General features: G+C 66.1%; 5 protein-coding genes. 3 read left to right on the forward strand and 2 right to left on the reverse strand.

All coding sequences use genetic code 11. The annotated features are described in order from the left end of the window. Positions 1-32 precede the first annotated feature (32 nt). Together ACGFIV_RS31935 and ACGFIV_RS31940 are read left to right on the forward strand one after the other, a co-directional pair. On the forward strand, positions 33-845 hold the full coding sequence (locus ACGFIV_RS31935; protein ID WP_358550764.1) for a DUF3027 domain-containing protein: 813 nt from the start codon (positions 33-35) through the stop codon (positions 843-845). 137 nt (positions 846-982) lie between these two features. Then, the gene (locus tag ACGFIV_RS31940) at positions 983-4,024 is read left to right on the forward strand and encodes a sacsin N-terminal ATP-binding-like domain-containing protein (protein WP_392838560.1); all 3,042 of its coding nucleotides are present in this window, start codon (positions 983-985) and stop codon (positions 4,022-4,024) included. 68 nt (positions 4,025-4,092) lie between these two features. Here ACGFIV_RS31940 and ACGFIV_RS31945 read toward each other — a convergent pair whose 3' ends face one another. Then, complete coding sequence (locus ACGFIV_RS31945) at positions 4,093-4,380, reverse strand: DUF2530 domain-containing protein (protein WP_358550768.1); 288 nt, start codon at positions 4,378-4,380, stop codon at positions 4,093-4,095. A gap of 283 nt (positions 4,381-4,663) precedes the next feature. On the opposite strand from ACGFIV_RS31945, the gene ACGFIV_RS31950 reads away from it, so the two are divergent. Then, a complete protein-coding gene (locus ACGFIV_RS31950) occupies positions 4,664-6,004 on the forward strand; it encodes an NCS2 family permease (RefSeq protein ID WP_392838567.1) in 1,341 nt (446 codons plus the stop codon). A 146-nt stretch (positions 6,005-6,150) separates the two neighbouring features. Here ACGFIV_RS31950 and ACGFIV_RS31955 read toward each other — a convergent pair whose 3' ends face one another. Beyond that, entirely contained in the window at positions 6,151-7,275 is a 1,125-nt protein-coding gene (locus ACGFIV_RS31955; RefSeq protein ID WP_392838562.1) for a DUF5677 domain-containing protein, read from the reverse strand. Positions 7,276-9,106 lie beyond the last annotated feature (1,831 nt).

The raw sequence follows: 9,106 nt of genomic DNA on the forward strand, positions 1-9,106 counted from the left end.
TGTCCGCTCGTAGCATGGGTGAGAATTGACGTGTGAGCCGCACTCGTTCCCGCACCTTTGCCGTCGACCAGGCCTGCGCCGCCGCTGTGGAGCCGGCCCGGGCCGCCGCCGAGGAGATCGCCCGACCCGGCGAGGTGGGCGAGCATCTCGGCTTCGAGAGCGAGGCCGAGCGGGTCGTCACGCACTACTTCGCCTGTCTCGACCGCGCCTACCGAGGGTGGCGCTGGGCCATCACCGTGACCCGCGCCTCCCGGGCCCGCAACGTCACCGTGAGCGAGACCGTGCTGCTGCCGGGCGGCGGCGCGCTCCTTCCCCCGGCGTGGGTGCCGTGGAGCGAGCGCCTGCTCCCCGGCGACCTCGGCGTCGGCGACCTGCTGCCGACCTCCGACGACGACGACCGCCTGGCCCCCGGGTTCACCGAGACCGACGACGACTCCGACCGTCAGATGATCTTCGAGTACGGCCTCGGCCGGGCGCGGGTCCTCTCGGCGATCGGGCGCGACCGGGCCGTCCACCGCTGGCACGCGGGCGACTCCGGCCCCCACACCCCGCTCGCCCACGCCGCCCCCGCGCAGTGCTCCACCTGCGGTTTCTACTGGCCGCTCGCCGGCGCCCTCCGCCTCGGCTTCGGCGTCTGCGCCAACGAGTACGCCCCCGACGACGGCAAGGTCGTGGCCGCCGACCACGGCTGCGGCGCCCACTCTGAGGCGGCCGTGGTGACGCCGGCCGGCGTCGAGCAGGCGACGCCCATCCTCGACGACCTCGGCTACGACCTGATGGAAGAGGGCACCCCGGCCGTCGGGTCCGTCGACGACGAGGTCTCCGAGCCGTTCGGCCATTCCTGAGTCCAGTTCTCTCCGAGTTTTACGGCCGAAGGCTCCCGTGGGGCTCGGGGACCGGAGATGCTTTCCGGGCGCAGAAGCTTTGCGAACCTTTGGTATGGAAAGCCCGGCCCACCTCCTCCACCCTTGGGACATGACTGGTGACTGACATCTTTGGCACCGAACGCATGCGCGGCACCGTCCTCGCCGCCTGGACGGCCTCGCCCGCGCGGTTCCGTGAGGACGCCAACGCCGAGGAGGACTTCGCCCTCGGCGGGTACCGCGATCGGCTGATCGTCGAGCTGGCGCAGAACGCCGCCGACGCGGCCCTACGTACCGGCGTCCCCGGACGGCTCCGGCTCACCTTGGAGAACGGCGTCCTGAGCGCCGCCAACACCGGCGCCCCGTTGGACGCGACCGGCGTCGAGGGGCTCGCCACGCTCCGCGTGTCGGGCAAGCGCGACGAGGTCGGCTCGATCGGCCGGTTCGGCGTGGGCTTCGCGGCCGTGGTCTCCGTCTGCGACGAGCCGCTGATCGCCTCGCGCGCGACCGGGGCCGTCCGCTGGTCGCGGTCGGAGACCGCCGCGCTCGTCGCCGCGGAGCCCGCGCTGGCCGCGGAGCTCGCCACCCGTGGCGGGCATGTGCCGCTGCTGCGCCTGCCTTTCGAGGCCGGGCCGGTCGAGGTGCCCGGCGGCTTCGACACCGTCGTGCGCCTGCCGCTGCGTGACAAGGCCGTCGAGCAGGCCGTACGGCAGATGCTCGACGAGACGGGCCCGGCGCTGCCCCTGGCCATGCCCGCGCTAACCACGATCGAGATCGAGATCGACGGCGAGATCCGCACGGTCATGGCCGGCGACTGGCAGGTGAGGGAGGAGTCCGGGACCTTCACGGCCGAGCAGGTGGCCGAGCTGTTCGCCGACCGGCCCACCGAGGAGCGCAACCGGCCATACTGGCTGGTCCGCTGGGCCGTGCCCGCCGACCACGGACGACTGCCCAAGGACGTCGCCCCCGTCGTGCACGCGCCGACGCCGAGCGACGAGCCGCTCGACCTGCCCGCCCTGCTCATCGCGAGCTTCCCTCTGGCGACCGACCGGCGGCACGTGGCCTCGGGGCCGCTGGCCGACTTCCTGATCGAGCGGGCCGCCGACACCTACCTCGATCTTCTGAAGTCGCTGCCGAAGACTCCCCGCCTGCTCGACCTGGTACCGGGCCTGATGGGCAAGGGCGAGCTGGACGCGGCCATCCGGCGGGCGATCCTGCGCCGCCTTCCCGACACGCCTCTGCTGCCCGCGATCTCCCCGCCCGCCGACGTTCCCGACGGCTCCCGTGACGCGGACGCCGGGGGATCGTTCGTCGTCTCCGGACGTGAGGCCTCCGTAGTGGCGGGCCCGGCCGAGTTCCTCGCCATGATCGCCGACGTGGTGCCCGGCCTGCTGCCGGCCGGGTGGGCGTCGAGGCATCCCGCCCTCACCACCCTCGGGGTCACGCGGGTGGAGCTGTCCGACGTCGTCGACATGCTCTCGGGCGACGCCGTCGACGACAGGTCCGCCGCCTGGTGGCACGCGCTGTACGACGTGGTGCCCGGTGACGACCGCGAGGCACTCGGCGCCGTGCCGGTCCCGCTGGCCGACGGCCGTCTCGTACGGGGCCCGCGCGGCACGCTGCTGCTCACGGACGGCTCGTCCCTCGATCCGGCGCTGCTCGGTCCGCTCGGGCTGCGCGTCGTGCACCCGGAGGCCGCCCACCCGCTCCTGCTCCGGCTGGGCGCGGCGGAGGCCAGCCCGAGGAGCGTCCTTGAGGACCCGCTCACGCGCGCGACGGTGTCCGAGTCGCTCGACAGCGCCGACCCTGAGCCGGTGGCGCAGGCCGTCCTGGCGCTGGTCGACGCGGCGGGGCTGACGGCGGGGGAGGCTCCGTGGCTGTCGGCGCTGGCGCTGCGCGGAGCCGACGGCGAGCTGTACCCCGCGGGCGAGCTGCTGCTGGGGGAGGGCTCGCTGGCCAAGCTGATCGACCAGGACGTGCCGTTCGGCGTCGCCGCCCCCGACCTGGTCGAGCGGTACGGCTCGCGCGTCCTGTCGGCCGCGGGCGTGCTCGACGGCTTCGCCGTGGTCAACGACTCCGACGTGCTGCTCGACCCCGACGAGTGCGACCACGACCTCGACGCCGAGGACGAGTGGCTCGAAGCCGTGCTCGACGTGCTGCCCGAGGCCGACGTGCCTCCGGTGGCGCGGGAGTTCACCGCGATCCGCGACCTGGAGTACGTCGCCGACTGGCCGCACGCGCTGGCGCTGCTGTCCCGGCCGCCGCTGCGCGCCGCGCTCCAGCCGCTCCGCGCGCTGGTCAACGGCGAGATCGCCGAGGCTCCGTCGTACACCTCCTGGTGGCTGTCGCACCACCCCGTGCTCGACGGCAGGCGCCCGACGGCCCTGCGCCTGGCCACGGGCGACCCCCTGCTGTACGGCCTCTACGGCGACGCGCCGCAGGGCGTGGACGAGACGGCGCTCGCGATGATCGGCGTGCGCACGACGCTCGCCGACCTGCTCGCCTCGCACGGCGGGCCCGATGAGCTGCTCGAACTGCTGGCCGACCCCTCGCTGGAGGTCGACCGGGCCCAGCTACGGGCGCTGTGGATCGCGCTGGCCGCCGTCGAGCCCTCGCGCGTCGCGCCCCCCACGGCCGTACGGGCGGTGCTGAACGGCGAGATCGTCGTCGCGGACGCCGACGACGGCCACCCCATCGGCGGCAACGGCCACGCCCTGGCCGAGGGCCTGGTCGCCACGGGCGGGCCGGTCGTGGTCGAGGCGCCCGACCTGCTGCCTCTGGTCGCCTCGCGCCCGCTCGTGCTCGCGCCCTTCGACCTCGCGGAGGCGCTGTCGGAGCTCCTCGACCTGCCGGTCATCGGCGAGGAGGTCACCGGGGACGTCACCTCGTCCGGGCAGGAGCGGCAGGTGCCCGCCCAGGTGCGCTCACTGCTGCCTTCGGCTCCGGCGAGCTACGTCGAGCACGCCGATCTGGAGGTCGACGGCGTCAAGGTGCCGTGGCGCTTCTTCGAGGGAGCCGTCCACGCCAGTGGGGTGGAAGGGCTGGCCAGGGGCCTCGCCTGGGCGAGCGGCCAGTGGGGAGACCGGCTCGCGGTCGCCGCCCTGCTGCGCGACCCGGAAGCCGTACCCCTGCTCCTGGCCGAGGCCGACCTCGACAGCTGACGGCTGATCACTGACCCGCGGCACGGGGCCGTCTGTGCCGCGGGGCGTTCACGGCGTGGAGCGGTCATTCACGACGAGGCGCGGCCGTTCACGCGGCCCGGGACCGGCTCGTCCTTCTGGTCGCCGGTGCCCGATGGGCCGTCGCCGCGCCGGTCACGCCGCCGTACGAACCAGCAGCCGAAGAGCCCGAACCCGATGCCGGCCACGCAGGTCCAGATCCACCAGCGGTGGTCGGGCGAGGGGTTCATGATCAGGAGCACGATCAGCGCGACCACCCACAGGCCCGTGCCCGCGAGAATGGTCGCGGTGTCGTTGGTCTCCAACGGGGCGGGATCCGGGGGGCGCGACTCGTTCACGCACTCCAGCCTAGGCGAGAACGGTCCTGACATTGCTGCCCGGGTCGGATAACCCGCCGCAGGATCCGAACCGTACACAAGTTGGTCTCATTCGGACCACGAGCGCCTCAGGGGACTTCCCGACTGTAATGTCGCCTGTCACTCTGCCCGCGTGAGCGAGATAACTGCCCCCGTGTCCCAGCCGACGGGTCTTCTCGGCTGGCTCGACCGCTTTTTCCACATCTCCGAGCGCCAGTCGACGCTCAACCGTGAAATCCGTGGCGGACTGGCCACCTTCTTCACGATGGCGTACATCGTCGTCCTGAACCCGCTGATCATGGGCGGCGTCAAGGACGCGGACGGCCAGTACCTCGGGGACGGAAGCGTCCCCAACTACGCCATGATCGCCGCGGCGACCGCGCTGACGGCGGGGATCCTGACGATCCTCATGGGCGTCGTCGCCAGGGTGCCCTTCGCCCTGGCGGCGGGCCTCGGCCTGAACGCCTTCGTGGCCTTCGGCATCGCGTCCAGCATGTCGTGGGAAGACGCGATGGGCCTGATCGTGCTGGAAGGCATCGTCATCACGATCCTCGTGCTGACGGGGTTCCGCACGGCCGTGTTCCACGCGATTCCGAGCCAGTTGAAGACCGCGATCAGCGTGGGCATCGGCCTGTTCATCGCGTTGATCGGCTTCGTCGACTCCGGATTCGTCCGCAAGGCCGCGGGGACGCCACTCGAACTCGGCATCGGTGGTGCGCTGACCAGCTGGCCCATCTTCGTCTTCGTGATCGGCCTGCTGCTCACCGTGCTGCTGGTAGCCCGCAAGGTCAAGGGGGCGATCCTCCTCGGCATCGTCGGCACGACCATCCTGGCGATCATCGTCGAGGCGGTCGCCAAGGTCGGCCCGTCCAACGGGGGCAAGAACCCGCTGGGCTGGAGCCTCGTCGTCCCGGTGTTCCCTGAAAAGATCGTCGGCTGGCCCGACCGCAGCCTGATCGGCCAGTTCAGCCTGTTCGGCTCGTTCAGCAAGGTCAGCGTGGTGCTGGCCGTGCTGCTGGTGTTCACCCTGCTCATCACGGACTTCTTCGACACGATGGGCACGATCGTGGGCGTCGGTCGCCAGGCGGGTCTGGTGGCCGAGGACGGCACGCTGCCCCGCACGCGGGAGATCCTGCTGGTCGACTCCCTCGCGGCGGTGGCCGGCGGCGCGGCCTCGACCTCGTCGAACACCACCTACATCGAGTCGGCGGCCGGCGTCGGCGAGGGCGCCCGTACGGGCTTCGCCAGCGTGGTCACCGGAATCCTCTTCCTGCTGGCGGTCTTCCTGTCGCCGCTGGTCGACATCGTCCCCTACGAGGCCGCGGCGCCCGCCCTGGTCGTGGTCGGCTTCCTGATGATGACCGCCATCAGGGAGATCGACTTCAACGACTACGAGATCGCCATCCCCGCCTTTCTCACAATCGTCCTGATGCCCTTCACCTACTCAATCTCTACCGGAATAGGTAGTGGGTTCATCACGTACGTCTTGATCAAGCTGGTGAAGGGCAAGGCACGCGAGGTTCACCCTCTGCTGTGGGTAGTAACGGCCCTCTTCGTGATCTACTTCGCGATCGGTCCCATCAAGATCCTCTTTGGTTTGAGCTGACATACCATTGTCCCGGAGTGTCGGAGCTCCGGGACAACGTTCGGCTCATGACATCCGCCTTCAGCCATTGGGCATGCAAGCTGGATTACCATGACAGCCTGCCGAGTAAGTCCGCGAGCTAATCCTTATGACGAGTGCTGGTGATCTCAACCATCCGCCATTTCATCCCAACTAAGGGTCGTTATCTCTGGTCTGCTGGCAAAATGATCCCGTGCCATAGTTGTGTGCCACGTGAAGGCGGCGGATTCCAGTAAAATATCCCATTCACTCGCGCTCCTCGCGACTCGCTTCAAAATCTCCGTTGTACCCATCTTAAGCATCTCGATACATGTCGCACCTATGTATGCGACCTCCTGTGTGTTCACCGATCCGCGCATCCCGAAAATGGGCCCATGCTCCATGTTCATGGCGGTAACAACCTGCATCGAGCCAGCATGAACGGCAGCATTGGACGCTCGGTATATATATCGAAGTTGACTGCCCTCAATGGCATCTTCGATGTCTCGGAAGGTGATGCGTCTTCTACGTGGAATACCAAGACCGGGCTCGGCCCAGTTGTTATCGCCGCCAAAAAATGAGTCTCCCCATCGCTTGCGGGCTTCTTCGAGGACTTTCATGTCATAGGAGTCTAGCTGCAGAGGATCAAGTGCTTCTAGCCGAGCAGAGACGTAATATCTCTCTGCAAGCTCGTAGCCATCCAACAGGGGTTCGTTGTTACAAATAAAGAACGACTTAACTGCCATTTCGTAAAGGGTTCTTAAGCGCGCATGTGCGCCATTGTGGTAGCCGCCGCGTAGTAAGACCAGTATCTCGCTAGAGTACGTTGTCATTCGTGCTTGCATTCCCGCCAAGACCAATGTCTTAAGGGCGGCTCCTCCTAGCTCCTCACCCAAGTCGAACAGTCTGCTTTCTGCCTGCGGATCGCTCGATCGCATTTGACGCACCAGTACTTGGATAAGCAGTTGATTTACCAGCTCGGATGACGCCAGGGCTAATTCCCAGGCATCGAATGCTGCGCTGAAGTGCTTCCGTATTTTGCCTTCGGCTCTTCTGGCCTGCCGCTTCCGACGTTCCCTACCTTGCTTCGCCAGTTCCAGGCTCCGTGCATGTTGCTCTGGAGTAAGGCTCTCAGTGTTATTGATGCAGCGATACACTGCATCAGAAACCGCGTCGGTGTATGATTCTTCACCTATGGGATGAGGAAGAGCGGATATAGTCGAGTTCGCAATTTGAGTGATTATCTGAATAAATTGCGACGCTTCAGGCTTCATGAAGATCCTTTCCCGACTGGGCAGCCGATCAGGATCTCACATGGCCGTTGGATGCTGCAAGTCCATTGACCATGTGACATCTATGCAGGCTCTCCATGGGGCAAGACGTTGTTTCGGCCGTTCTCTGAGGGCCGGTTCTCGCTGGCGCCGACACCTCGCTGTGGTTCGAAGACGAGGCCAGGCAGAGCTTAAGGTCGCCCAAGGGACGTGCCTGAGGACGGTAAGGCAGGATTCCGGTCATGACGGCGCCGGCGTAGTAGCGGCCGCTCCATGCCCGATACGTAATCTGGCCGGGATGAAGAAAGTCAGATCTCGGCCACTGCCTGAGCGTGTTCACCATGGCGCCTTGCAGCCTGCGACCGTTCGTTTGGGCCACATGTAGGGGAGCGTGGTCCCCGTCTAGTCCCCCTGTGAGGCTTGCCGCTCTCGCACTGTCATCTGAGAGGGGTGCCGCGCCTCGTGCATGCACCCCTCAGCTCTACATCATGATCTGCTCTATATGTACAGCTATGCCGACGGACTGGGTGGCTGCTTGATCACATACATAGCGACGAGCGCTGTGACCTGGCTCATGATCTGAGTGATGTCCGTTGCGGTGTAGCCGACCAAGGCAAGAGCTAATGCAAGCGTGGCCAGAATGCCAGCAGTAAGTACAGGATGCCAAGGTGGGGGTAGGCTGCTCACATGCGATTCCTCTCACGTAGGGGTTTCGAAGCCGCCCACGTCTGAGGATGCTCCTGGCAGAGTTGTTAGACCTCAGGCGGGGCGGTGCAGATCGCACTCTACGCGGAATACGATGCGTTCATTGACGATCAATGCGTCGAAAAAAGGCCGCTAATTGTACAGGCACTTAGCCCGTGGTGTACGTACACCCTCGACTCAATCATGCAGGTCAAGAGCGTAGGTCCGCGTATAGATGTGCTGCTCAGAGAGGACGATAATCCGGATTATGCCCCCCTAGAAATGATCAGTCACAGTTACGTAACACTCGTGTTTGCGGTGGCTTCCTGGGGGCTTTGCCCGTTTTAGTCAGTCCGTGCGGGCGGGGAGCGCGCCGACCGACTAACCACCTGGATGATCTCGGTCCAGGATCTTGGACCTGCGGACCGCGCATGGCATCTAGGCTGCGCTGTGCAACCCCTTCTCTCTCTCTTGCGGTGCTCGGGGAGCCAGCCGAAGTACCAAGGGTGCGCAACGCGGGTAAGGGTCATGAATAAGCAGGGCCGGCGCACTTGATGGCTCCCGAGGTCAGAAAAGGAGGCTGCGAAGCATCTCCGAAACCCCTTGCGTGATCAGGAAAAACCTAGTCGGGACGACAGGATTTGAACCTGCGGTAGCGCCGAGTCGCAAACGTCTGGAGGTAACTGTGCTGGGACCATCGAAAGCGACAGTGAACGATTGCGTAGGAGTCACCGTGTGTGTTGCGGAGAAGGAATGGCTCGTCTCATCACCTTCCCGAGTGTGGCTCTTGACCGTAGCGCTCCCTCGAAGCGAAGCGCGATATATCCGAGATGAGGTTGAGAGCACCTATCTTCAGGGTGATCACGTAAATCATATCATCGAAGAACGTGCAGGTAGAGGTAGCTGGGGAGCCGATAGCGGCCTCTTTCACGAAGTTACGCTTTTCATCGCCCAATCCACGGCAGACGGCGTGATCGCAGCCGCAACGATGAAGTTGTTCGAGAAACTGATCGCACGACACCGCGATCACCGAATGAAGCCCCCGGGTGATGGTTCAGGGCCCCGGCGAGTTTGTGATTTGGTCAGCTTGATTCCCTCACTTCCATCTTGAACAGATTGAGGGTGCGTCGGTGGCTGTAGACGTGGTGGC

It is taken from the genome of Sphaerisporangium sp. NPDC049003, assembly GCF_043197795.1.
Taxonomy (GTDB): domain Bacteria; phylum Actinomycetota; class Actinomycetes; order Streptosporangiales; family Streptosporangiaceae; genus Sphaerisporangium.